General features: G+C 61.0%; 25 protein-coding genes and 1 pseudogene. 1 reads left to right on the top strand and 25 read right to left on the bottom strand.

Annotated elements, in window-relative coordinates; genetic code table 11:
- Positions 1–57 precede the first annotated feature (57 nt).
- The 14 genes from HX793_RS30385 to flhA all read right to left on the bottom strand — a co-directional run bounded on the left by HX793_RS30385 (position 58) and on the right by flhA (position 14,131).
- Positions 58–450 carry a DUF2802 domain-containing protein gene (locus HX793_RS30385; protein ID WP_016976613.1) on the bottom strand — a complete coding sequence of 131 codons (393 nt, stop codon included), beginning with the start codon at positions 448–450 and terminating at the stop codon, positions 58–60.
- Complete coding sequence (locus HX793_RS30380; protein ID WP_010564003.1) at positions 451–933, bottom strand: chemotaxis protein CheW; 483 nt, start codon at positions 931–933, stop codon at positions 451–453. It lies immediately after the preceding gene.
- 80 nt (positions 934–1,013) lie between these two features.
- On the bottom strand, positions 1,014–1,805 hold the full coding sequence (locus tag HX793_RS30375) for a CheW domain-containing protein (RefSeq protein ID WP_016976612.1): 792 nt from the start codon (positions 1,803–1,805) through the stop codon (positions 1,014–1,016).
- On the bottom strand, positions 1,805–2,593 hold the full coding sequence (locus HX793_RS30370) for a ParA family protein (protein WP_016976611.1): 789 nt from the start codon (positions 2,591–2,593) through the stop codon (positions 1,805–1,807). The genes HX793_RS30375 and HX793_RS30370 overlap by 1 nt, the downstream gene beginning before the upstream one ends.
- A 51-nt stretch (positions 2,594–2,644) precedes the next feature.
- Complete coding sequence (gene motD / locus HX793_RS30365; RefSeq protein WP_016976610.1) at positions 2,645–3,532, bottom strand: flagellar motor protein MotD; 888 nt, start codon at positions 3,530–3,532, stop codon at positions 2,645–2,647.
- Between the two features lie 15 nt (positions 3,533–3,547).
- Complete coding sequence (locus tag HX793_RS30360; RefSeq protein ID WP_016976609.1) at positions 3,548–4,288, bottom strand: flagellar motor protein; 741 nt, start codon at positions 4,286–4,288, stop codon at positions 3,548–3,550.
- Entirely contained in the window at positions 4,288–5,418 is a 1,131-nt protein-coding gene (locus tag HX793_RS30355) for a protein-glutamate methylesterase/protein-glutamine glutaminase (protein ID WP_177094362.1), read from the bottom strand. Before HX793_RS30355 ends, HX793_RS30360 begins: the two co-directional genes overlap by 1 nt.
- Positions 5,419–5,466: 48 nt before the next feature.
- Positions 5,467–7,653, bottom strand: coding sequence for a chemotaxis protein CheA (locus HX793_RS30350; RefSeq protein WP_177062120.1), 2,187 nt, complete (start codon positions 7,651–7,653; stop codon positions 5,467–5,469).
- Positions 7,654–7,664: 11 nt separating this feature from the next.
- A complete protein-coding gene (locus HX793_RS30345; RefSeq protein ID WP_177053618.1) occupies positions 7,665–8,453 on the bottom strand; it encodes a protein phosphatase CheZ in 789 nt (262 codons plus the stop codon).
- 18 nt (positions 8,454–8,471) lie between these two features.
- On the bottom strand, positions 8,472–8,846 hold the full coding sequence (locus HX793_RS30340) for a chemotaxis response regulator CheY (RefSeq protein ID WP_015885173.1): 375 nt from the start codon (positions 8,844–8,846) through the stop codon (positions 8,472–8,474).
- A gap of 165 nt (positions 8,847–9,011) precedes the next feature.
- Complete coding sequence (fliA, locus tag HX793_RS30335) at positions 9,012–9,752, bottom strand: RNA polymerase sigma factor FliA (RefSeq protein ID WP_016976604.1); 741 nt, start codon at positions 9,750–9,752, stop codon at positions 9,012–9,014.
- Positions 9,749–10,582, bottom strand: coding sequence for a flagellar synthesis regulator FleN (gene fleN, locus HX793_RS30330; RefSeq protein WP_003192912.1), 834 nt, complete (start codon positions 10,580–10,582; stop codon positions 9,749–9,751). The genes fliA and fleN overlap by 4 nt, the downstream gene beginning before the upstream one ends.
- A gap of 105 nt (positions 10,583–10,687) precedes the next feature.
- Positions 10,688–12,004 (bottom strand): flagellar biosynthesis GTPase FlhF, encoded by a 1,317-nt coding sequence (flhF, locus tag HX793_RS30325; RefSeq protein WP_177053619.1) that lies wholly within the window; start codon positions 12,002–12,004, stop codon positions 10,688–10,690.
- Positions 12,005–12,016: 12 nt separating this feature from the next.
- Positions 12,017–14,131: a flagellar biosynthesis protein FlhA gene (gene flhA / locus HX793_RS30320; RefSeq protein WP_218168778.1), complete on the bottom strand. Its 2,115-nt coding sequence runs from the start codon at positions 14,129–14,131 to the stop codon at positions 12,017–12,019.
- Positions 14,132–14,707: 576 nt separating this feature from the next.
- On the opposite strand from flhA, the gene HX793_RS30315 reads away from it, so the two are divergent.
- Entirely contained in the window at positions 14,708–14,950 is a 243-nt protein-coding gene (locus tag HX793_RS30315; protein ID WP_177094364.1) for a DUF6124 family protein, read from the top strand.
- 44 nt (positions 14,951–14,994) lie between these two features.
- Here the strand turns inward: HX793_RS30315 and HX793_RS30310 are convergent, their stop codons facing one another.
- From HX793_RS30310 to HX793_RS30260, 11 genes and pseudogenes are all read right to left on the bottom strand, one after another.
- Positions 14,995–15,195 carry a cold-shock protein gene (locus HX793_RS30310; RefSeq protein WP_177094366.1) on the bottom strand — a complete coding sequence of 67 codons (201 nt, stop codon included), beginning with the start codon at positions 15,193–15,195 and terminating at the stop codon, positions 14,995–14,997.
- A 15-nt stretch (positions 15,196–15,210) separates the two neighbouring features.
- Positions 15,211–15,420: a S1 domain-containing protein gene (locus HX793_RS30305; RefSeq protein ID WP_016976562.1), complete on the bottom strand. Its 210-nt coding sequence runs from the start codon at positions 15,418–15,420 to the stop codon at positions 15,211–15,213.
- 128 nt (positions 15,421–15,548) lie between these two features.
- Entirely contained in the window at positions 15,549–16,685 is a 1,137-nt protein-coding gene (flhB, locus tag HX793_RS30300) for a flagellar biosynthesis protein FlhB (protein ID WP_177053622.1), read from the bottom strand.
- A gap of 3 nt (positions 16,686–16,688) precedes the next feature.
- Positions 16,689–17,475 (bottom strand): annotated as a pseudogene (fliR, locus tag HX793_RS30295) (flagellar biosynthetic protein FliR).
- Positions 17,476–17,479: 4 nt separating this feature from the next.
- Positions 17,480–17,749 (bottom strand): flagellar biosynthesis protein FliQ, encoded by a 270-nt coding sequence (fliQ, locus tag HX793_RS30290; protein ID WP_010208761.1) that lies wholly within the window; start codon positions 17,747–17,749, stop codon positions 17,480–17,482.
- 4 nt (positions 17,750–17,753) lie between these two features.
- On the bottom strand, positions 17,754–18,497 hold the full coding sequence (gene fliP, locus HX793_RS30285) for a flagellar type III secretion system pore protein FliP (RefSeq protein WP_016976565.1): 744 nt from the start codon (positions 18,495–18,497) through the stop codon (positions 17,754–17,756).
- Positions 18,497–18,940 (bottom strand): flagellar biosynthetic protein FliO, encoded by a 444-nt coding sequence (gene fliO / locus HX793_RS30280; RefSeq protein ID WP_016976566.1) that lies wholly within the window; start codon positions 18,938–18,940, stop codon positions 18,497–18,499. Before fliO ends, fliP begins: the two co-directional genes overlap by 1 nt.
- A gap of 1 nt (position 18,941) precedes the next feature.
- Complete coding sequence (fliN, locus tag HX793_RS30275; protein WP_016976567.1) at positions 18,942–19,409, bottom strand: flagellar motor switch protein FliN; 468 nt, start codon at positions 19,407–19,409, stop codon at positions 18,942–18,944.
- A gap of 34 nt (positions 19,410–19,443) precedes the next feature.
- Entirely contained in the window at positions 19,444–20,412 is a 969-nt protein-coding gene (fliM, locus tag HX793_RS30270; RefSeq protein ID WP_016976568.1) for a flagellar motor switch protein FliM, read from the bottom strand.
- A gap of 9 nt (positions 20,413–20,421) precedes the next feature.
- Positions 20,422–20,922, bottom strand: a complete 501-nt coding sequence (fliL, locus tag HX793_RS30265) for a flagellar basal body-associated protein FliL (RefSeq protein WP_177062115.1) — start codon at positions 20,920–20,922, stop codon at positions 20,422–20,424.
- A 220-nt stretch (positions 20,923–21,142) separates the two neighbouring features.
- Positions 21,143–22,462 carry a flagellar hook-length control protein FliK gene (locus HX793_RS30260; RefSeq protein WP_177053623.1) on the bottom strand — a complete coding sequence of 440 codons (1,320 nt, stop codon included), beginning with the start codon at positions 22,460–22,462 and terminating at the stop codon, positions 21,143–21,145.
- Positions 22,463–22,666: the final 204 nt, after the last annotated feature.

The raw sequence follows: 22,666 nt of genomic DNA, 5'->3' as shown, positions 1-22,666 counted from the left end.
CCGCTGTAAGAGCGGAACCATAGGCGGCCGTTACCTAAATAACGGATATGTACCCAGTCAACTCTTGTGAAGCTTACTCATCAGTTGCGCCTCAGCCTGAGTCAACCCACAAGACTGCGTCAACTCATCCACCGTAGCCCCCATCCCCACCAGCTTAGCGGCCTGGGCAAACGAAAGACTCGAAGGATCCCGCTGCTCAATCTGCGCCAGTTTGTCAGGCAACGGCCCGACAATTGCGCGCAATTCATGCACCTCATCCCCGACCTTCACCGCACTCTGCTGAAAGTGATCAACCCGCTTCACCAACTCCAGCACCCGCCGATCACGCAGAGCATCACGCTCAGCCTGCTGCAACAACAGTTCACGCTGCTGACGCACAAAGCGCAACAGAAATGCCAAAGTCCCAGCCCACAACAGGGCCAGGACAATCACCGCGGCCTCAAGGAACAATCAGATGCTCTCCAGTTCCGACCATTCTTCTTCGCTCATCATCTTGTCCAGCTCAACCAGAATCAGCAGCTCGCCGTTCTTGTTGCACACACCCTGGATGAACTTGGCGGACTCTTCGTTACCCACGTTCGGCGCAGTTTCCACTTCCGATTGGCGCAGATAAACCACTTCAGCCACGCTGTCGACCATGATCCCGACCACTTGCTTGTCGGCTTCGATGATGACGATACGCGTGTTGTCGTTGACTTCAGTCGGCACCAGGCCGAAACGCTGACGGGTGTCGATCACCGTCACCACGTTGCCGCGCAGGTTGATGATGCCCAGCACGTAGCTCGGCGCACCCGGCACCGGGGCGATCTCGGTGTAGCGCAGCACTTCCTGCACGCGCATCACGTTAATGCCGTAGGACTCGTTGTCCAGCTTGAAGGTCACCCATTGCAGGATCGGATCATCCAAACCTTGTGCGGACGCTGACTTGTTCATACCCCTGACCCCTTCAAATGCCGCATGACACGGCGTGCGTGCTTCACTGACCGCATTCGCATGCGGCCCTTATTGTTCAATCAACTGTGTTTGTTCAGTGGCATCGACTTGACGGCACCGCTGGCGATCAACTCGGCCAGTTCGGCGACGTCGAGCAACGCGCACATGTGTTCGATCACGGTGCCCGCCAGCCAAGGCCGTTGGCCGCGGTGGCTGCGCCATTTGATTTCGTTCGGGTCCAGGCGCAACGAGCGGCTGACTTGATGCACCGCCAGCCCCCACTCGTAGCCCTGCACCGAGATCACGTATTGCAGGCCCTGGCGGAAGTCATCGCGGTAGCGGTCGGGCATGACCCAGCGCGCAGTGTCCAGGACCTTGAGGTTACCGGCCTGGCTGGGCAGGATGCCGAGGAACCACTCCGGTTGGCCGAACAGCGGCGTCAACTCCTGGCCTTCCAGGGAATAGATCGAGCCCAGGCATACCAACGGCACTGCCAGGGTCAAGCCGGCGACGTCGAACAGCAGGCATTCAAACGGTTCGGCAGCCCAGCTCGGGCGACCGTCACCGGTGACTGGCGGCGGCGTAATACTCGGCGGCAGGTGCACTTCCACCACTGGCTCGACAACGACGGGCGCAACCACCACAGGCGCCACCACTATCGGTGTGATCGGCACCACGACCTGCGCATCGCGGGCTTGTTCTTCGAGCACGGCCAACTGGAATTCATCCAGCGCGGCTTCGGGTTCAACAGCCGGTTCCAACACCAGAATCGGTTCCGGCAGTTCTTCGGCGGTCGCATCCTGCAGCAGGGCATCCAGGTAGGATTCCAGTGCCAGTTGCGGCCGGGTCTTGAGTTCGACAGGACGGTTCATCACGCCACCTGCGCCACAAGCTGTTGCGACAACAGGTGCTTGAGCAACGCACGGTAGGCGAGCACACCACGGCTTTTCGGGTCGAACTGCGACGGCGCGAGGCCTGCGCGGCTGGCGTCACGCAGGCGCGTGTCCACCGGGATGTAGCCGTTCCAGATGGTGTCCGGGTAGGCATCGCGCAACACGCGCAGGGTGCCGAGGGACGCCTGGGTGCGGCGGTCGAACAGGGTCGGCACGATGCTGAACGGCAGCGCCTGTTTGCGCGAACGGTTGATCATCGCCAGGGTGCTGACCATGCGCTCCAGGCCTTTGACCGCCAAGTGTTCGGTCTGCACCGGGATCACCAACTGCTGGCTGGCCGCCAAGGCGTTGACCATCAGCACGCCGAGCAACGGCGGGCTGTCGATGATGGCGTAGTCGAAGTCCTGCCACAGTTGCGCCAGGGTCTTGGCGATCACCAGGCCCAACCCGCTCTGCCCCGGCGACTGGCGCTCAAGGGTGGCCAGGGCGGTGCTGGAGGGCAGCAGGGAAATGCTTTCGTTGCTGGTGGGCAGCAGCAGTTGCCCCGGCAGATCGGCCGGCACGCTGCCCTTGTGCAGGAACAGGTCGTAGTTGCTGTGTTCCAGAGCATCCGGGTCGTAGCCGAAATAGCTAGTCATGGAGCCGTGCGGGTCCAGGTCCACCACGACCACGCGCTTGCCCGCCTCGGCCAGCAAGCCGGCTAAGGCGATGGACGTGGTGGTCTTGCCGACCCCACCTTTTTGATTGGCAACTGCCCAGACTCTCATTCGGTTGGTTCCTCCCGGCAGGCACAGGCGCGACCGAGACATTGCAAAAGGTTATTGAGCCGGCGACGGAGAATTGACGGCGCTCTGACGAACCGGCGGTTTTACAGAGGGCGGTGCAGTTTGTGTGCCAGCCCGCTTCAAGGCGGCATCCGGTGTTGCATTGGCGGTGCCGGTACCGGTCAGGCTGCGGCGCACATCCAGGTTGCGCGACACCACCAACACCACCCGGCGGTTCTTCGCGCGGCCCTCTACCGTGGCGTTATTGGCCACCGGCTGGAACTCGCCATAACCCACCGAGGCCAGGCGCCCAGGGTTCACGCCCTGCATCGCCAGCATGCGCACGATGCTGGACGCACGGGCCGAGGACAGCTCCCAGTTGGTCGGGTACTGCGCGGTGCTGATCGGGAAATTGTCGGTGAAGCCTTCGACATGGATCGGGTTTTCAAACGGCTTGAGGATCGCCGCCACCTTGTCGATGATGGTAAACGCCTGGTCGCTCGGCAACGCGTCGGCGCTGGCAAACAACAGGCTGGAATTGAGCTCGATCTCCACCCACAACTCGTTGCCGCGCACGGTCATCTGGTTGGAGCTGATCAGGTCGCCAAACGCTGCGCTGATGTCATCGGCGATGCTTTTCAGCGGATCGCTGGTGCCACCCACACCGGCAGCGGTTTCATCGCTGTCGTTGACCAGCGGCTTGGCCGGGGTCACGGTCTTGGGCCGCTCTTCACCGATGGGAATCGGCTTGAGCGAGCGGTCGGCGTCGTTGAACACGCCGATCAGTGCCTGGGAAATGACCTTGTACTTGCCTTCGTTGATCGACGAGATGGAGTACATCACCACGAAAAACGCGAACAGCAAAGTGATGAAGTCCGCGTAGGACACCAACCACCGCTCGTGGTTGACGTGTTCTTCAGGCTCTCGACGGCGACGGCTCACAATGAATACCTCCCATCAATCCATGAAGCCCTGGAGCTTCAATTCGATGGAGCGCGGGTTCTCGCCCTCGGCAATCGACAAAATACCTTCCAACAACATTTCGCGGTAACGCGACTGGCGCAGGGCAATCGACTTGAGCTTGCTCGCCACCGGCAACAACACCAGGTTGGCACTGGCCACGCCATAGATCGTGGCGACAAACGCCACGGCAATGCCGCTGCCCAGTTGCGACGGATCGGCCAGGTTGCCCATCACGTGGATCAGGCCCATCACCGCACCGATGATGCCGATGGTCGGCGCGTAGCCGCCCATGCTTTCGTAGACTTTGGCGGCGTTGATGTCGCGGCTTTCCTGGGTGTAGAAATCCACTTCGAGGATGCTGCGGATCGCTTCCGGTTCGGCACCATCGACCAGCAATTGCAGGCCTTTGCGTGCGTAGCTGTCAGGCTCGGCATCGGCCACGCCTTCCAGGCCCAGCAGGCCTTCCTTGCGGGCGGTGAGGCTCCAGTTGACCACGCGGTCGATGCCGCCAGGCAGGTCGACACGCGGCGGGAAAATGATCCAGATAAGGATCTGCATGGCGCGCTTGAACGAACTCATGGGCGACTGCAACAACGCCGCGCCCACGGTGCCGCCGATCACGATCAACGCGGCCGGACCGTTGGCCAGGGCGCCAAGGTGACCGCCTTCGAGGTAGTTGCCGCCAATGATCGCGACAAACGCCATGATGATACCGATCAGGCTCAAGACATCCATCAGAGGCAGGCCTCCACCAGATGCTTGCCGATGTCGTCCAGGCTGTAGACGGCGTCGGCCAGGTCGGCCTTGACGATGGCCATAGGCATGCCATAGATCACGCAGCTGGCCTCGTCCTGGGCCCAGATGGCGCTGCCGCCCTGCTTGAGCAGGCGCGCGCCCTCACGGCCGTCGGCGCCCATGCCGGTGAGCACCACCGCCAGAACTTTGTCGCCGTAGGACTTGGCTGCCGAACCGAAGGTGATATCCACGCACGGTTTGTAGTTCAGGCGCTCGTCGCCCGGCAGGATTTTGATCGCGCCACGGCCGTCCACCATCATTTGCTTGCCACCCGGCGCCAGCAACGCCAGGCCAGGACGCAGGATGTCGCCATCCTCGGCTTCCTTGACGCTGATGCGGCACAGCTTGTCCAGGCGCTCGGCGAACGCTTTGGTGAAGGCGGCGGGCATGTGCTGGATCAACACGATCGGCGCCGGGAAGTTGGCCGGCAGTTGGGTCAATACGCGTTGCAGGGCCACCGGGCCGCCGGTGGACGTGCCGATAGCCACCAGCTTGTAGGCCTTGCGTTTCGGCGCAGGCGAGTGGGTAGCGGCAGGCGCAGCGGCGCGAACCGGCGCCACGGCAGGCCGTGCAACCGGCGCAGGCGCTGGGCGAGCAAACGATGACGTCGGCGCAGCCGGTGCCGCAACCGGTGCAGGCGTCGGCGCGGGAGCGCTGAACAGGCTACGACGGTTACTGCGCGAAATGCTGTGCACTTTCTCGCACAGCAGTTGCTTGACCTTCTCGGGGTTGCGCGAGATGTCTTCGAAATTCTTCGGCAGGAAGTCCACCGCGCCGGCGTCCAGCGCATCCAGGGTGACCCGGGCGCCTTCGTGCGTGAGCGAGGAGAACATCAATACCGGGATTGGGCAGCGTTGCATGATGTGCCGGACTGCGGTGATGCCATCCATCATCGGCATCTCGTAGTCCATGGTGATCACGTCCGGTTTCAACGCAATGGCTTGATCAATCGCCTCTTTGCCGTTGGTGGCCGTGCCGACCACCTGGATCGTTGGATCGGCGGAAAGAATTTCCGAGACGCGGCGGCGGAAGAAACCCGAATCGTCCACCACCAGGACCTTGACTGCCATAAACACTCCGTTAGGCGGGGCGGGCACTACCGCCCTGCCCCACCAGAATCAAATACGCCGAGCGGCGTAACGCTTGAGCATGCTCGGAACATCGAGAATCAGCGCGATCCGACCGTCACCGGTGATGGTCGCACCCGACATGCCCGGGGTTCCCTGCAGCATTTTGCCCAAAGGCTTGATGACCACTTCTTCCTGGCCCACCAGTTGATCGACGACAAAGCCGATGCGCTGGGTGCCCACGGAGAGAATCACCACATGACCTTCGCGCTGCTCTTCATGCTTGGCCGATGCCACCAGCCAGCGCTTGAGGTAGAACAGGGGCAACGCCTTGTCGCGCACGATCACCACTTCCTGGCCGTCCACCACGTTGGTGCGCGACAGGTCGAGGTGGAAGATCTCGTTGACGTTGACCAGCGGGAAGGCGAACGCCTGGTTGCCCAGCATCACCATCAGGGTCGGCATGATCGCCAAGGTCAACGGCACCTTGATCACGATCTTCGAGCCCTGGCCCTTGGTCGAGTAGATGTTGATCGAGCCATTGAGCTGGCTGATCTTGGTCTTCACCACGTCCATGCCGACGCCACGGCCGGACACGTCGGAAATTTCGGTCTTGGTCGAGAAGCCCGGGGCGAAGATCAGGTTGTAGCACTCGGTGTCGGTCAGGCGGTCGGCGGCGTCCTTGTCCATCACGCCACGCTTGACCGCGATGTTACGCAGGATGGTCGGGTCCATGCCTTTGCCGTCGTCGGTAATCGACAGCAGGATATGGTCGCCTTCTTGCTCCGCCGCCAGGATCACTTTGCCGTTGCGGGATTTGCCCGAGGCCTCGCGTTCTTCCGGGGTTTCCACGCCGTGGTCGACGGCGTTGCGCACCAAGTGGACCAGCGGGTCGGCCAAGGCCTCGACCAGGTTTTTGTCGAGGTCGGTTTCTTCACCCACCAGTTCCAGGTTGATCTCTTTCTTCAACTGGCGCGCGAGGTCGCGAACCAGGCGCGGGAAGCGGCCGAAGACTTTCTTAATCGGCTGCATCCGCGTTTTCATCACGGCGGTTTGCAGGTCGGCGGTGACCACGTCGAGGTTCGACACGGCCTTTTGCATGGCTTCATCGCCGCTGCTCAGGCCCAGGCGCACCAGGCGGTTACGCACCAGTACCAGTTCGCCGACCATGTTCATGATGTCGTCCAGGCGTGCGGTATCAACCCGCACGGTGGTTTCGGCTTCACTGGCAGGCTTCTCGGCAACCGGTGCTGCGGCGGCACGCGCTGGAGCAGGAGCCGCTACAGGCGCAGGCTTGGCGGCCGGAGCCGGCGCGGCGGCTTTGGCGGCAACCGTGGCAACAGCAGCAGCGGCCGGAGCCACTTCGCTGAACTTGCCCTTGCCGTGCAATTCGTCCAGCAGCGATTCGAACTCATGATCGGAGATCAGGCCGTCGCCAGCCGGTGCTGCACTGGCTGCGGCAGGCGCTGCGGCGGTGGCGGCGACTTCCGGCAAGGCGTCGGCCACGAAGGTGCCCTTGCCGTGCAGTTGGTCGAGCAACGCTTCGAATTCGTCGTCGGTGATGTCGGTATTGGCTTTAGCCGCAGGCGCCTCGGGCGCAGCGGCAGGTGCCACGGCGTCCGCTGCAAACTGGCCTTTGCCATGCAATTGGTCAAGCAGGGATTCGAACTCAGCGTCGGTGATGTCTTCGCTGGTTGGCGCAGCGACGGGCGCCTTGGGTGCCTCAGCCTCGGCCTTCACGGCACTGAGGGAGTTGAGCAACTGTTCGAACTCGCTGTCGGTCACATCCGCTTCGGCTTCGGCCACAGGCTCGGGCGCCGCCTCGACCACAGGCGCTGCCGAGGTGTCGGCGGGTTCCGCCAGGCGCGCCAGGGCGGCCAGCAGCTCCGGGGTGGCGGCAGTGATCGGTGCACGGTCGCGCACCTCGCTGAACATGCCGTTGACCGCATCCAGTGCTTCGAGAATCACGTCCATCAATTCCGAATCAACGTGACGCTCACCCTTGCGCAGGATGTCGAACACGTTCTCGGCGATGTGGCAGCACTCCACCAGCTCATGGAGCTGGAGGAAGCCGGCGCCCCCTTTTACAGTGTGAAAACCGCGAAAAATTGCATTGAGCAGGTTCGCATCATCCGGTCGGCTTTCCAGCTCGACCAGTTGCTCGGACAACTGCTCTAAAATTTCGCCGGCCTCTACAAGGAAATCCTGAAGGATTTCTTCATCGGCGCCGAAGCTCATGTGGGTGCTCCTTAGAAGCCTAAACTGGATAACAGGTCATCAACATCATCTTGACCCGATACAACGTCTTCACGTTTATCGGCATGAATCTGCGGACCTTCACCCTTGGCGAGATGTTTTTTTGGATCTTTTTCCGAGAGGATCGCTTCGCGGTCATGTTCAATACCGGCAAAACGGTCAACCTGGCCTGCCATAAGCACCAATTTGAGCAAGTTGCTTTCCACTTCGGTGACCAACTGGGTCACACGCTTGATCACCTGACCGGTGAGGTCCTGGTAATCCTGGGCGAGCAGAATGTCGTTGAGGTTGCTGGAAACCGTGCGGTTTTCCTGCTCGCTGCGTGACAAGAACCCTTCGACCCGACGCGCCAATTCACGAAACTCTTCCGCGCCCACTTCCCGACGCATGAAGCGGCCCCAGTCAACGCTGAGGGCCTGGGCTTCATTGGCCATGCCATTGACCAGGGGCGTGGCGTTCTCCACCAGGTCCATGGTGCGGTTGGCCGCCGCCTCAGTCAGCCTGACCACATAAGACAGGCGTTCGGTGGCATCGGTGATCTGGGAGATTTCCTCGGCCTGGGGCATATGCGGGTCAATCTGGAAATTGACGATCGCACTGTGCAGCTCGCGTGTGAGCTTGCCCACTTCCTGGTACAGGCCGCGGTCACGGGTCTGGTTGAGCTCATGGATTAACTGCACCGCGTCGCCGAACTGGCCTTTTTCAAGGCTGTCGACCAACTGGTGAGCATGCTTTTTCAGGGTCGACTCGAAGTCTCCCTGTGACGTTTCTTTATGCTCCATAGCTCCCCCGCGATGGCATTAGCCGTGGATGCGTTCGAAGATTTTCTCGATCTTCTCTTTCAAGGCCAATGCAGTGAATGGCTTGACCACGTAACCGTTTACCCCGGCTTGGGCGGCTTCGATGATCTGCTCACGCTTGGCTTCGGCGGTCACCATCAGCACAGGCAGGCTGCGCAGTTTTTCGTCGGCGCGCACGTGGCGCAGCAAGTCGATACCGGTCATGCCCGGCATGTTCCAGTCCGTTACCAGAAAGTCGATGCTGCCGCTGTTGAGGATCGGAATCGCCGTAATGCCGTCATCCGCCTCGACCGTGTTAGTGAACCCAAGGTCACGCAACAGGTTTTTTATGATCCGCCGCATCGTTGAGAAGTCATCAACGATGAGGATTTTCATGTTCTTGTCCAATTCGACCTCCAAGCAGTCTTAAACGCGCCCAGCACCTGGACGCGCCATTTCAATCAACAGGCATTACACAAAAAGGACTGCCGGGGCACCACGGGTCGAACCCGCAAAGGCCAGGCCCTCGCGGTATCGTCTGCAGTGTCCCCACACTGCCTGTCAGCGCGCTCGCCACTCTCCCAAACGCCCCCGCAAGCGGGCTGCGCACTGGCTGTGCAACTGGCTGACCCGCGACTCGCTGACCCCCAGGACCTCACCGATTTCCTTGAGGTTCAGCTCTTCGTCGTAGTACAGCGCCAACACCAGTCGCTCACGCTCCGGCAAATTGGCAATCGCATCCGCCAACGCCCCCTGGAAACGCTCATCTTCCAGGTCACGCGATGGCTCCATATGAGCGCTCGCGCCGTCCTCGTGCAGCCCTTCGTGTTCGCCGTCCTGCAACAGGTCGTCGAAACTGAACAGGCGGCTGCCCAAGGTATCGTTCAAAATCCCGTAGTAATCGTCGAGACTCAATTGGAGTTCGGCCGCAACTTCGTGATCTTTAGCGTCGCGACCGGTTTTTGCTTCAATTGCGCGAATTGCATCACTGACCATGCGCGTATTGCGATGCACCGAACGCGGCGCCCAGTCACCTTTACGTACCTCATCAAGCATCGCGCCACGGATACGGATACCCGCGTACGTCTCGAAACTCGCACCCTTGCTCGCGTCGTATTTGGTCGACACTTCAAGCAGGCCGATCATGCCCGCCTGGATCAGGTCTTCGACCTGGACGCTGGCGGGCAGGCGTGCCAGCAAGTGATAGGCAATGCGCTTGACCAAGGGCGCGTAGCGCTCGATCAACTCGCCCTGACTGTCACGGGCAGACTTCTTGTACGCGTTGTAGCCGGTTGCTGTCATAGCACGGGTCCTGCACTCGTCTGATGCACCAATCGCTCGACGAAAAACTCCAGATGCCCCCGCGGGTTGGCAGGCAACGGCCAGGTATCGACCTTCTGGGCAATAGCCTTGAACGCCAATGCGCATTTGGAACGAGGGAACGCTTCGTAGACTGCACGCTGCTTTTGCACAGCCTTGCGCACACACTCGTCGTAGGGAACTGCGCCGACGTATTGTAAGGCGACATCGAGGAAGCGATCCGTGACCTTGGTCAACTTGGCGAACAGGTTGCGCCCTTCCTGCGGGCTCTGGGCCATGTTGGCCAGGACGCGGAAGCGGTTCATGCCATAGTCGCGGTTAAGCAGTTTGATCAGGGCGTAGGCGTCGGTGATCGAGGTGGGTTCATCGCAGACCACCAGCAACACTTCCTGCGCTGCGCGCACGAAGCTGACCACGGACTCGCCGATCCCGGCGGCGGTGTCGATCACCAGCACGTCGAGGTTGTCGCCGATATCACTGAAAGCCTGGATCAGGCCGGCATGCTGCGCCGGGCTCAGGTGCACCATGCTCTGGGTGCCGGAGGCGGCCGGCACGATGCGAATGCCACCGGGGCCCTGCAGCAGCACATCGCGCAGCTCACAGCGGCCTTCGATCACATCGGCCAGGGTATGTTTGGGCGTCAGCCCCAGCAGAACGTCGACGTTCGCCAGCCCCAGGTCAGCATCCAGCAGCATGACACGACGGCCAAGCTCTGCCAGGGCCAGGGACAAATTCACTGACACGTTAGTTTTCCCGACGCCACCTTTGCCGCCGGTCACCGCGATCACCTGTACGGGATGCATGCTGCCCATTTTATTTCTTTACCTTGTCTTGCTTAGACGCAGGCTACATGGCTTGGCCGCGTGAATCGCTTGCAGACCATCGATGTAGATACATTTCACGGTGTTCATCCTGCCTCAACCAACCCGTTTTGCCGGGTTGTGGTAAAGGTCGGCGAACATATCGGCCATCGCTTCCTCGCTAGGCTCTTCTTGCATTTGCACGCTGACTGCACGGCTGACCAACTGATGACGGCGCGGCAGATGCAGATCATCCGGGATCCGCGGCCCGTCGGTCAGGTAGGCGACCGGCAATTCATGACTGATGGCCAGGCTCAGCACCTCGCCCAGGCTCGCGGTTTCATCGAGCTTGGTGAGGATGCAACCGGCCAGGCCGCAGCGTTTGTAGCTGTGATACGCAGCGGTAAGAACCTGTTTCTGGCTGGTGGTTGCAAGCACCAGGTAATTCTTCGACTTGATGCCACGCCCGGCAAGGCTTTCCAGTTGCATGCGCAATGCCGGGTCGCTGGCTTGCAGGCCAGCGGTATCGATCAACACCACGCGTTTGCGCAGCAGTGGGTCGAGGGCATTGGCCAGGGACTGGCCCGGATCTACATGGGTCACCGACACATTGAGAATTCGGCCCAACGTCTTGAGCTGTTCCTGGGCACCAATACGGTAGCTGTCCATGCTCACCAGCGCGATATTCTGCGCGCCGTACTTGAGGACGTAGCGGGCAGCCAGCTTGGCCAGGGTGGTGGTCTTGCCCATGCCGGCAGGGCCGACCATAGCAATTACACCACCCTCTTCCAGGGGTTCGATTTCCGGCGTGACGATCATCCGCGCCAAATGAGCCAGCAACATGCGCCAGGCCTGGCGAGGCTCGTCGATTTCAGTGGTCAGAGCCAACAGGTCGCGGGACAACGGGCCAGACAGGCCGATGCGTTGCAGCCGACGCCAAAGGTTGGCCTGTTGCGGCTTGCTGCCCTGCAGCTGGTTCCAGGCCAGCGAGCCCAACTGCACTTCCAGCAGTTCACGCAGGCCATTGAGTTCAAAGCGCATCGAGTCGAACACACGCTGGTCAACCGCAGGCGCCGGGGCAGGCGCAGCAGGACGCGGCGGTTCTTTGAACGTCGGCTCGACCAGTGGCTCGGCAGCGGTCAACGGCAGGCCGGCGAACAACTGGCGATTGGTGGTGGCATCGCTGTCGCCGCGCATGCTCAGTTCAGCCTGGGCCGAAACGATGCGCGAAGCGGTTTTGCGCAACTCGTCTTCGAGCTCCATGTTCGGCACGCGTGGCGCCAGGGCCTGGGGGGTGTAATCCAGGGCAGCGGTCAGCTCGACACCGCCGGCAATACGACGGTTTCCGATAATCGCGGCGTCGGCGCCCAGCTCATCACGAACCAGTTTCATGGCCTGACGCATATCGGCGGCGAAAAAACGCTTAACTTGCATAACCCACTACCCTCAGCCGTTGGGCCCTACTGTCGCGACGATAGTCACTTGCTTGTTGTCAGGAATTTCCTGATAAGCCAAAACGTGCAAATTCGGTACTGCCAAACGCCCAAACCGCGACAACATCGCCCGGACGGGGCCTGCCACCAGCAGGATCACCGGTTGGCCCTGCATTTCCTGGCGCTGTGCGGCGTCAATCAACGAACGCTGCAGCTTCTCAGCCATGCTTGGCTCCAGCAGAACGCCCTCTTCCTGGCCTTGTCCTGCCTTCTGAATACTATTGAGCAATATTTGTTCCAACCTGGGTTCCAAGGTGATCACAGGCAGCTCGGAGTCAAGCCCTACAATGCTTTGGACGATTGCACGCGACAATCCGACGCGCACTGCGGCCACCAGGGCGGCAGTATCTTGACTCTTGGCGGCATTGTTGGCGATGGCCTCGGCAATGCTGCGAATGTCGCGTACCGGCACCTGTTCGGCCAACAGCGCCTGCAACACCTTGAGCAACTGCGACAGCGACAGAATGCCTGGCACCAGCTCTTCGGCGAGTTTCGGCGACGCTTTGCCCAGCAAACCCATCAATTGCTGGACTTCCTCGTGGCCGATCAGCTCGTGGGAGTGTTTGTACAGGATCTGGTTGAGGTGAGTCGCGACCACAGTGCTGGCGTCCACCACGGTGTAACCGAGGGATTGCGCCTGGCTGCGCTGGCTGATTTCGATCCACACCGCGTCCAGGCCAAAAGCCGGATCTTTGGCGGTGATGCCGTTGAGGCTGCCGAACACCTGCCCGGGGTTGATCGCCAGCTCGCGGTCCGGGTAGATCTCGGCTTCGGCCAGGATCACGCCCATCAGCGTCAGGCGGTAGGCACTCGGCGCCAGGTCGAGGTTGTCGCGGATGTGCACGGTGGGCATCAAGAAGCCCAGGTCCTGTGAGAGTTTCTTGCGCACGCCCTTGATCCGCGCGAGCAACTGGCCGCCCTGGTTGCGGTCCACCAGCGGGATCAGGCGATAGCCGACTTCCAGGCCGATCATGTCGATCGGGGTTACGTCATCCCAGCCAAGCTCCTTGGTTTCCTGGGCGCGGGCCGGGGATGGCAGCAGTTCCTGCTGGCGAGCGATCTCTTGCTGGGCGATGACTTTGACCTGATTCTGCTTTTTCCAGAACAGGTACGCAGCGCCGCCGGCCAGGGCCGCCATGCTCAGGAATGACACGTGCGGCATGCCCGGCACGATACCCATGATCGCCATGATGCCCGCCGCCACGGCCAACGCCTTGGGCGAGGCGAACATCTGCCGGCTGATCTGCTTGCCCATGTCTTCGGAGCCCGAAGCACGGGTCACCATGATGGCCGCTGCTGTCGATAACAACAGTGATGGCAATTGCGCCACTAAACCGTCACCGATGGTCAGCAAGGCGTACACCTTGCCCGCATCGCCGAAGGTCATGCCGTGCTGGAAGATACCCACGGCCATGCCACCGATCAGGTTGATGAACAGGATCAGCAGGCCGGCAATGGCGTCACCGCGCACGAATTTGCTGGCACCGTCCATGGAACCGTAGAACTCGGCTTCCTGGGCCACTTCCAGGCGGCGCGACTTGGCCTGGTTCTGGTCGATCAGGCCGGCGTTGAGGTCGGCGTCGATAGCCATCTGTTTGCCGGGCATCGCGTCGAGGGTAAAACGCGCGCTCACTTCGGAGATGCGCCCGGCGCCTTTGGTGACCACCACGAAGTTGATGATCATCAGGATCGCGAACACCACGATACCGACCACGTAGTTACCGCCGATCACCACCTCACCGAACGCCTGGATCACCTTACCGGCGGCGGCGTGGCCGTCCTGGCCGTGCAGCATGACCACACGGGTCGACGCCACGTTCAGCGCCAGCCGCAACAGGGTCGCCACCAGCAGAATGGTCGGGAATACCGCAAAATCCAACGGCCGCAGGGCGTATACGCACACCAGCAGGACCACGACGGACAGGGCAATGTTGAAGGTAAAGAACACGTCCAGCAGGAACGGCGGCATCGGCAACATCATCATTGCCAGCATCACCAGCAACAACAACGGCACACCCAGATTGCCTCGCGAGAGGTCAGTCAGGGTGCTGCGGGCGTTGCCGAGCATTTGAGAGCGATCCACCACCGGTATTCCTCGTGTCCTTTGAAGCAAAGTTTTGACGCAATTGGGCGTCCTGCAGGCGGTATTGCAAGAAGCCTTCCAACTTTTGTTTTGGAACGTCGATCGCTATAAACGCCCACGTTTTTTCGGAAAGAACACATTTTAAATGTGGGAGGGGGCTTGCCCCCGATTGCAGCTTGCCAGACTAAGAGTCGGTGACTGACACAACGCCATCGAGGGCAAGCCCCCTCCCACACTTGGATTTGTGTCCACCGGCCGCTACCGAGGAAATTTCTGACAGGGTTTTGAGGTTGCCCCTAGGAAAGCCGCTCTCTAGTCTCCGTACACCGCTGCAAACGCAGTGGTCGGGCGTCGCGGCCCGGATTTTCAAAGAGCAAAAGCACTATCGCCCGCTTTCAGTTGACGCTTTTTTAGCGTCTACTGTGCGGCGCTATGGCGGCTGTGCGCGGGATACCTTGGGTATGCCGGGTTGCTCCTTGACCGGTCCGCGAACCTGCGCACAGCTGTCACCCCATCGCGTCGCGGCGATCAGTGGCAGCTCCACTTTTAAGGAGCCTCACAATGACCAAACCCACCCCAAATCCCCCCATCAGCCTGTTCACAGTCGCAGACCACCTCAACACCGAAGACCTGCTGGTCAACCTCACCGAAACCCTCGCTTCGGCCGAGGCGCTGATGAGTGATTTTGCGTTTGAATTGGAAGGGCCAAAACGCGAAGGCGCGCTGGGCGTTGCACAGTTGATTGGGCTGGCAAAGCTGCTGGCTGACAGAGTGTTGGCGGACAGCGAGCACTTGATGGCCTGAGGGCGGATCGTTCCTGCACTGCCCTGCGGGAACGATCATCAAGCTCATAGGACGCGGACGTTCTCGGCCTGAGCGCCTTTGGGCCCTTGCGCTACCTCGAACTCTACTTTTTGGTTCTCTTCAAGCGTCCTGAAACCGTCGCCCGTGATGGCCGAGAAGTGGACAAATATATCGCCACCACCGTCTTGAGTGATAAACCCAAACCCCTTCTCCGCGTTAAACCACTTAACCGTACCTGTTGCCATTGCCGCTCCCCTGACTTACGGGATAACGCGAACGTCGGATGCATAGACCGCATCGCGCCCATGAACTCTCTTGACCTCCACCCGCAGGCCCACGGCAAGCCGAATACCCCGCGAACCGATGAAATTCACGCGCACGTCGTCTTCACCGTTTTCCAGGGCAATCAAACCCATCCCGGATTTTTGGTCGTAATATTTGACAGCGCCTCTGACCGCCTTCAAAACCACTCTCCCTGCATCTCATCTACAGCCTTCGCGCAGCGCTTCAAGCAATAGAACCGCGAGAGCGCCCTTCTGACTACTGTCAAAGTTGACAGGTAGGCAGGCATTCACGACGAGTGGTAGAGAGTGAGAAATCAGGAATCGCGGCGCAAATCCGGCGGGATTGGCAGATCCTTGAGCGGATCCGGACGCTTGCCCTTGCCCGCGCGGTACTGGCGAATCTGATAGACATACGCCAACACCTGAGCCACTGCCAGGTAGAGCCCGGCGGGGATTTCCTGGTCCAGGTCGGTGGAATAGAAGATCGACCGCGCCAGCGCCGGCGACTCCAGCAGCAGGATGTCATTGGCCACCGCAATCTCACGAATCTTCAGCGCCGTAAAGTCGCTGCCCTTGGCCAACAACATCGGCGCGCCGCCCTTCTCCGGGTCGTACTTGAGCGCCACGGCGTAGTGGGTCGGGTTGGTGATGACCACGTCGGCGTCGGGCACTGCAGCCATCATCTTGCGCTGGGACATTTCACGCTGCAGTTGGCGAATACGCTGCTTGACCTCTGGGCGGCCCTCCTGGTCTTTGTGTTCGTCGCGCACTTCCTGCTTGGTCATCAGCAGTTTCTTGTGGCTTTCCCACAACTGGATCGGTGCATCCACAGCTGCAATGATGATCAACCCGGCGGCCATCCACAGCGCGCTCCAGCCCACCACCTGCACGCTGTGGATGATCGCCGACTCCAGTGGTTCATGGGCGATTCGCAGCAGGTCGTCGATGTCGGACGACAACACCATCAGCGCTACAAACAGGATCAGGATGAATTTGGCCAGGGCCTTGAGCAATTCCACCAAGGCCTTGGTGGAAAACATGCGCTTGAGCCCGGCGGCGGGGTTCATGCGGCTGAACTTGGGTGCCAGGCTGCCGGCGGCGAACAGCCAACCGCCGAGGGCAACCGGGCCGATCAGCGCGGCCAGCAGCAACGTGATCAGGATCGGCTGCACCGCCAGGATCGCGATTTTGCCCGAGTGCAGCAGGTATTGGCCCATGGCGTCAGGGTTGAGCAGCACGTCGCGGGGCAAGGTGAAGTTGTGTTTCATCAACTCCATCAAGTCCAGCGCCAGGCCGCCGCCGTAGATCAGCAAGGCGCCAGCGCCGGCCATCATGGTGGCGACGGTGTTCAGCTCTTTGGAGCGCGCAATCTCGCCCTTTTCCCGGGAGTCCTTTTTACGTTTCTCCGTGGGGTCTTCTGTTTTGTCCTGTCCACTCTCGCTCTCGGCCATGGCTCAGCGCGCCCGTGCCAGATCACGTAAGAACTGCAAGGCGTCAGTCGCCAGCGGTTGATACTGATTGAGAATGTCGGCCAGGCCGATCCAGAAAATCCCCATGCCCAATACCAGGGTCAACGGGAAACCAATCGAGAAGATGTTCAACTGCGGCGCCGCACGGGTCATCACGCCGAACGCGATGTTGACCACCAGCAACGCGGTAATCGCCGGCAGCACCAGCAACAGCGACGCGCCGAACACCCAACCCAGGCGCCCGACGATCTCCCAGAAATGATTGACCACCAGCCCCGAGCCTACCGGCAAGGTGGTAAAGCTTTCGGTCAGCACTTCAAAGGCTACGAGGTGGCCGTTCATCGCCAGGAACAGCAAGGTCACCAGCATGGTCAGGAATTGCCCGATCACCGCCGCCGACACACCGTTGGTAGGGTCGACCATGGAGGCGAAGCCCATGCCCATCTGGATCGAGATGATCTGCCCGGCCACCACAAAGGCCTGGAAAAACAGTGTAAGGGAAAAGCCCATCAGCGCGCCGATCAGGATCTGTTCGGCGATCAGCAGCAAGGCGCTGAGGTCAATGGCATTGACGGGGGGGCATCGGCGGCAAACCCGGCACGATCACCACGGTAATCGCCACCGCGAAGTACAGGCGCACGCGGCGTGGTACGAGGGTGGTGCCGAACACCGGCATGGCCATCAACATCGCCGTGACCCGGAACATCGGCAGGATGAACGACGCCACCCACGTGCTGATCTGGGTGTCGGTCAATGCCAGCAACGACTGCATCCGGTCAGCCGATCAACTGCGGAATACTGCCGTACAACTGCAGGATGTATTCCATGAAGGTCTGCACCAGCCAGGGGCCGGCCACAATCAGGGTGACCAGCATCACCAGCAGGCGTGGCAGAAAGCTCAAGGTCTGTTCGTTGATCTGGGTCGCGGCCTGGAACATCGCCACCAGCAAGCCCACCAACAGGCTCGGCACCACCAGCACGGCGACCATCACGGTGGTCAGCCACAGCGCTTCACGGAACAGGTCGACAGCGACTTCTGGTGTCATCGCGCTATACCCCGCCGAAACTGCCGGCCAGGGTGCCGATAATCAGCGCCCAGCCGTCCACCAGCACAAACAACATGATCTTGAACGGCAACGAGATGATCAGCGGCGACAGCATCATCATACCCATGGCCATCAGCACGCTCGCCACCACCAGGTCGATGATCAGGAACGGGATGAAGATCATGAAGCCGATCTGGAACGCGGTTTTCAATTCGGAGGTGACGAACGCCGGCACCAGGATGGTCAGCGGCGCCTGGTCCGGGGTGGCAATGTCGGTGCGCTTGGACAGGCGCATAAATAGCTCAAGGTCGCTGGAGCGGGTTTGCGACAGCATGAAGTCCTTGATCGGGCCCTGGGCTTTATCGATGGCGTCCTGGGCGGTCATTTTCTCCGCCAGGTAGGGTTGCAGGGCTTGCTGGTTCACCTTGTCGAACACCGGCGCCATGATGAACAGCGTCAGGAACAAGGCCATGCCGGTGAGGATCTGGTTCGACGGCGTCTGCTGCAGGCCCAGGGCCTGGCGCAGGATCGAGAACACAATGATGATCCGCGTGAAGCTGGTCATCAGCATGACAAACGCCGGGATAAAGCTCAGCGCGGTCATGATCAGCAGGATCTGCAGGCTGACCGAATACTCCTGTGCGCCGGCCGCGTTGGTGCCCAACGTGATCGCCGGGATCGACAACGGGTCGGCGCCAAACGCCAGTGGCGCGGCCAGCAACAGCATGAGCGTCAATAAAACGCGCATTACTTCTTATCCTTCTGATCCTTGCCCAGCAACTCCATCAGGCGCTGGGCGAATTCTGGCGTGGCGGACTGGCTCTGATCCACGCTCACCGGGGTCTTGAGCACATGCAGCGGGGTGATGCGACCGGGCGTGATGCCCAGCAGGATCTGCTCCTCGCCCACTTGCACCAGCACCAAGCGATCACGCGGGCCGAGAGCGCGGGAACCGATCATCTCGATCACCTGACCGTTGCCCGGCCCTACGCGCTGCACGCGGCGCAGCAGCCAGGCCAGTGCGAAGATCAAACCCACCACCAGCAACAGGCCCAGCACCAGTTGGGTCAATTGCCCGCCAATGCCGCTGCTCACCACTGGCGCAGCGGCAGCGGTGGCCTGCGCGGCCGGCTCAGCCGCCAGGGCGCTCAATGGCAGCGCCAGAAACAGTCCCGCCATCGAATACTTCATCTCAGCGCAACTTCTTGATGCGTTCGCTCGGGCTGATCACGTCGGTCAGGCGGATGCCGAACTTCTCGTTGACCACCACCACTTCGCCGTGGGCAATCAGGGTGCCGTTGACCAGCACGTCCAGCGGCTCACCGGCCAGGCGGTCCAGCTCGATCACCGAACCCTGGTTGAGTTGCAGCAGGTTGCGGATGTTGATTTCGGTGCTGCCGACTTCCATGGAGATCGACACGGGAATGTCGAGGATCACATCCAGGTTCGGGCCGTCGAGGGTCACCGGGTCGTTGTTCTTCGGCACGCTACCGAATTCCTCCATCGGCAGACGGTTGCCGGCCGGAGAGGTGGCGGCGTCAGCGGCCAGCAGCGCATCGATGTCGTCCTGGCCAACATCGCCGGTTTCTTCCAGGGCAGCCGCCCATTCGTCAGCCAGGGCCTGGTCTTCGGCGGAAGTGTTTTCGTGTTCGGTAGCCATTACATATCCTCGGCGAAGCAAAAATGAGTGTTGATCAGCGACGATTGATCGGTTCGACCACTTGAAGAGCCAAGTTGCCCTTGTGGGAACCGAGCTTGACCTTGAATGACGGCACACCATTGGCGCGCATGATCATTTCGTCGGGCAATTCGACGGGGATGATGTCCCCTGGCTGCATGTGCAAAATATCGCGCAGGCGCAACTGGCGACGGGCCACGGTGGCGCTCAGGGGGACGTCGACGTCCAGCAGATCTTCGCGCAGGGCCTTGACCCAACGCTCGTCCTGGTCGTCCAGGTCGGACTGGAAACCAGCGTCGAGCATCTCGCGCACCGGCTCGATCATCGAGTACGGCATGGTCACGTGCAGGTCGCCGCCACCGCCATCGAGTTCGATGTGGAAGGTGGACACCACAATGGCCTCGCTGGGGCCGACGATGTTGGCCATGGCCGGGTTCACTTCCGAGTTGATGTACTCGAAATTGACTTCCATGATCGCCTGCCAGGCTTCCTTCAAGTCGACGAAGGCTTGCTCCAGCACCATGCGCACAACGCGCAGTTCGGTGGGGGTGAATTCACGGCCTTCGATCTTGGCGTGACGGCCGTCGCCGCCGAAGAAGTTGTCCACCAGTTTGAACACCAGCTTGGCATCCAGGATGAACAGCGCGGTACCGCGCAGCGGCTTGATCTTGACCAGGTTGAGGCTGGTGGGCACGTACAGCGAGTGCACGTATTCACCGAACTTCATCACCTGCACGCCGCCCACCGCCACGTCCGCCGAGCGGCGCAGCATGTTGAACATGCTGATGCGGGTGTAGCGGGCGAAACGCTCGTTGATCATTTCCAGGGTCGGCATGCGTCCACGGACGATGCGATCCTGGCTGGTGAGGTCATAACTTTTGACGCTGCCGGGCTCGGCAGCCATTTCGGTCTGTACCAGACCATCGTCGACGCCATGCAGCAGCGCGTCGATTTCATCCTGGGACAGCAGGTCTTGCACGGCCATGTCGTGATCCTACTGCAATACGAAGTTAGTGAAGAGCGCCTGCTCGACCACGACTTTGCCGAGTTCCTTCTGGGCCACTTCCTGCACGCTGGCGGTGACCTTCTGGCGCAGCATTTCCTGGCCCACCGGGGTGGCAAGTGTGTCGAAGCTCTGGCTGGAGAACAGCATCACCAGGTTGTTACGGATCACCGGCATGTGCACCTTGAGGGCGTCCAGGTCCGAGGCATTACGCGCCAGCAAGGTGATGCTCACCTGCAGGTAGCGTTGGCGGCCGTTCTGGTTGAAGTTGGCGACAAAGGCCGGAAGCATCGGCTCGAAGATTGCCGGTTGCTTGACGTTACTGGCGGTTTCGGCGGCAGGTGCCGGCTTGCTGGCACCGCTGTGCATGATGTACCAAGTACCGCCGACCGAGGCGCCGATGGCCAGGAGCAGGCCCAGGACTATCAACAGGATAAGCTTGAGCTTACCTTTGCCTGCGGGTGCTTTTGCTGCGTCGTCGCTCTTCGCCATGCCAATAATCCGTCACTATTCGGGGATTCATAGATCTACGGAAAGGCAAGAGCAAGTGTTATGCCAGAGTTGTCTGGCAATCGGAGACGATAGGACGCCACAAATCAAAAGGTGGGAGCTGGCTTGCCTGCGATTGCGGTGTATCAGTTGGCATCTCTGTCACTGATACACCGCTATCGCAGGCAAGCCAGCCCCCACATCGACCGCGTTCAGACAGACATCAGGCGTAGTAGTCGACGGCGCTGGAACCGATCACGGTTGAGGTTACGGGTGCCACGGCTTCAGCCACATCAATGTGGCTGCCACTGTCGCCGTTATCCCCGCCACGTCCACCGCTGCGGCTCACGCTACCGGTCTGGGCCTGTTGCTGCTGTTGCTCCTGGCCACGGGACTGGTCGGACACATTCACATCCACCTGCCCCATGCCTTGCTGGGCGAACATCTCCCGCAAGCGGCCGGACTGGCTTTCCAAAGCTTCACGTACCACCGGGTGGGCGCTCATGAAGTTGACCTGGGCTTGCTGGTCGGCGGTCATGTTGACCTTGATATCCAGGCGACCGAGTTCGGCCGGCTGCAACTGGATCTCCGCCGACTTGAGGTTGGCGCTGGACAGGTACATCACGCGGTTGACGATTTCATCGGTCCAGCCGCTCTGGTGCATGGCCAGCGGCGCATTGGTTACCGGCGGCAAGGCGTTGGCGGTTTTCGGCGTGGCGGCCTGGGTCAATGCCGCCAGGCGGTTGGCGAAGTCGTCGACACGGGTGTCGCTGCTGGCGTTTTTCAGGTCTTTGAGGCCGTCCTCGATCAACCCGCCGAAGGCCTTGTCACCGCCCGTGTCAGTGCTGTCCTTGGTGGCTTGCTGGTCGACCATATTGGCCAGGCCAGCGGCAAAGTTCTGGGCGGCGGTGGGTTGATCCTGGGTTGGCGCCGGGGCGGCTTTGGCCTGGGCCTGACTGCTGGCCGAGACGTGACCGCCCTGCTCCATCGCCAGGCGCACGGCGGGCATGGCGTCCAAAGGATCGGCTTCCGGATCGAAGACTGGCTTGGCTTCCTCGGTGGCCGCGACGGGTGCCGCGACCACCGGCTGGGTCTTGTCATCCTTGGCTGTGGTGACAGGCGCCGGGGTTTCTACTGGCACTGGCACGGCTACCGGAGTGACGGTGGCAATCAGGGCCGGGTCGACCACCGGGTCAGCCGGAGGCTGCTGTACCAGGGTCGGGTCGGTTGGCGCGTCGTCGTCCTTGCTGGCGCTGTCGTCGGTCTTGGTCGGTGGGGTGGCAGGCAAGGTATTGCCGCTATCGGCAACGGCTGGCGTGCTGGTGGCAGGTTTGTCACTGGCGTCGGAAGACTTGCCGGCGGCGGGCTTGGGCGAGTTGTCGTCGGACTTAGCCGTGGGTTTGGAAGCCTGGTTGGCAAACACTTGAGCGAAGCCAGGGCCCTTGTCCCGTGGGTCCGCAGCCGCTGCCGGTGGGTTGGCGGCGGGCGCTTGAGGCTTGGCCGCGGGGGCAGCCTGAAGGAGCGAATTCGGGGCGACTGGCATAGGTAAAGGTCTCCACTGCATGGGGGTCGGGGATGCAGTATTGGGAGGTAGAGCAAGAGTTGGGCCAGGTTTGGGTTCGGTTGGTTTTATTGAGTACATATCCGTTTTTTATGTAACGGCGGCTTATGGTTCCGCCCTTACGGCGGGTCACTTTTGGAAAAGAGCCCGGAATGCCGGCCCAGCCAAAAGTAACCAAAAGGGCTC

The sequence above is a fragment of the Pseudomonas reactans genome (assembly GCF_013387025.1).
GTDB classification, from domain to species: Bacteria; Pseudomonadota; Gammaproteobacteria; order Pseudomonadales; family Pseudomonadaceae; genus Aquipseudomonas; species Aquipseudomonas reactans.
This window is presented reverse-complemented; position numbering and strand designations above follow the sequence as displayed.

Excerpts from the sequence above, each read along its gene's own strand:
- flhF (WP_177053619.1), bottom strand. The coding sequence starts at position 12,004 with ATGCAAGTTAAGCGTTTTTTCGCCGCCGATATGCGTCAGGCCATGAAA.
- flhB (WP_177053622.1), bottom strand. The coding sequence starts at position 16,685 with ATGGCCGAGAGCGAGAGTGGACAGGACAAAACAGAAGACCCCACGGAG.
- HX793_RS30260 (WP_177053623.1), bottom strand. The coding sequence starts at position 22,462 with ATGCCAGTCGCCCCGAATTCGCTCCTTCAGGCTGCCCCCGCGGCCAAG.
- HX793_RS30375 (WP_016976612.1), bottom strand. The coding sequence starts at position 1,805 with ATGAACCGTCCTGTCGAACTCAAGACCCGGCCGCAACTGGCACTGGAA.
- fliL (WP_177062115.1), bottom strand. The coding sequence starts at position 20,922 with ATGGCGAAGAGCGACGACGCAGCAAAAGCACCCGCAGGCAAAGGTAAG.
- fliP (WP_016976565.1), bottom strand. The coding sequence starts at position 18,497 with ATGCGCGTTTTATTGACGCTCATGCTGTTGCTGGCCGCGCCACTGGCG.
- HX793_RS30355 (WP_177094362.1), bottom strand. The coding sequence starts at position 5,418 with ATGGCAGTCAAGGTCCTGGTGGTGGACGATTCGGGTTTCTTCCGCCGC.
- fliM (WP_016976568.1), bottom strand. The coding sequence starts at position 20,412 with ATGGCCGTGCAAGACCTGCTGTCCCAGGATGAAATCGACGCGCTGCTG.
- fliN (WP_016976567.1), bottom strand. The coding sequence starts at position 19,409 with ATGGCTACCGAACACGAAAACACTTCCGCCGAAGACCAGGCCCTGGCT.
- HX793_RS30350 (WP_177062120.1), bottom strand. The coding sequence starts at position 7,653 with ATGAGCTTCGGCGCCGATGAAGAAATCCTTCAGGATTTCCTTGTAGAG.
- HX793_RS30340 (WP_015885173.1), bottom strand. The coding sequence starts at position 8,846 with ATGAAAATCCTCATCGTTGATGACTTCTCAACGATGCGGCGGATCATA.
- HX793_RS30315 (WP_177094364.1), top strand. The coding sequence starts at position 14,708 with ATGACCAAACCCACCCCAAATCCCCCCATCAGCCTGTTCACAGTCGCA.
- fliQ (WP_010208761.1), bottom strand. The coding sequence starts at position 17,749 with ATGACACCAGAAGTCGCTGTCGACCTGTTCCGTGAAGCGCTGTGGCTG.
- fliO (WP_016976566.1), bottom strand. The coding sequence starts at position 18,940 with ATGAAGTATTCGATGGCGGGACTGTTTCTGGCGCTGCCATTGAGCGCC.
- HX793_RS30370 (WP_016976611.1), bottom strand. The coding sequence starts at position 2,593 with ATGAGAGTCTGGGCAGTTGCCAATCAAAAAGGTGGGGTCGGCAAGACC.
- fleN (WP_003192912.1), bottom strand. The coding sequence starts at position 10,582 with ATGGGCAGCATGCATCCCGTACAGGTGATCGCGGTGACCGGCGGCAAA.
- HX793_RS30360 (WP_016976609.1), bottom strand. The coding sequence starts at position 4,288 with ATGGATGTCTTGAGCCTGATCGGTATCATCATGGCGTTTGTCGCGATC.
- flhA (WP_218168778.1), bottom strand. The coding sequence starts at position 14,131 with ATGCTCGGCAACGCCCGCAGCACCCTGACTGACCTCTCGCGAGGCAAT.
- fliA (WP_016976604.1), bottom strand. The coding sequence starts at position 9,752 with ATGACAGCAACCGGCTACAACGCGTACAAGAAGTCTGCCCGTGACAGT.
- HX793_RS30310 (WP_177094366.1), bottom strand. The coding sequence starts at position 15,195 with ATGGCAACAGGTACGGTTAAGTGGTTTAACGCGGAGAAGGGGTTTGGG.
- HX793_RS30345 (WP_177053618.1), bottom strand. The coding sequence starts at position 8,453 with ATGGAGCATAAAGAAACGTCACAGGGAGACTTCGAGTCGACCCTGAAA.
- HX793_RS30380 (WP_010564003.1), bottom strand. The coding sequence starts at position 933 with ATGAACAAGTCAGCGTCCGCACAAGGTTTGGATGATCCGATCCTGCAA.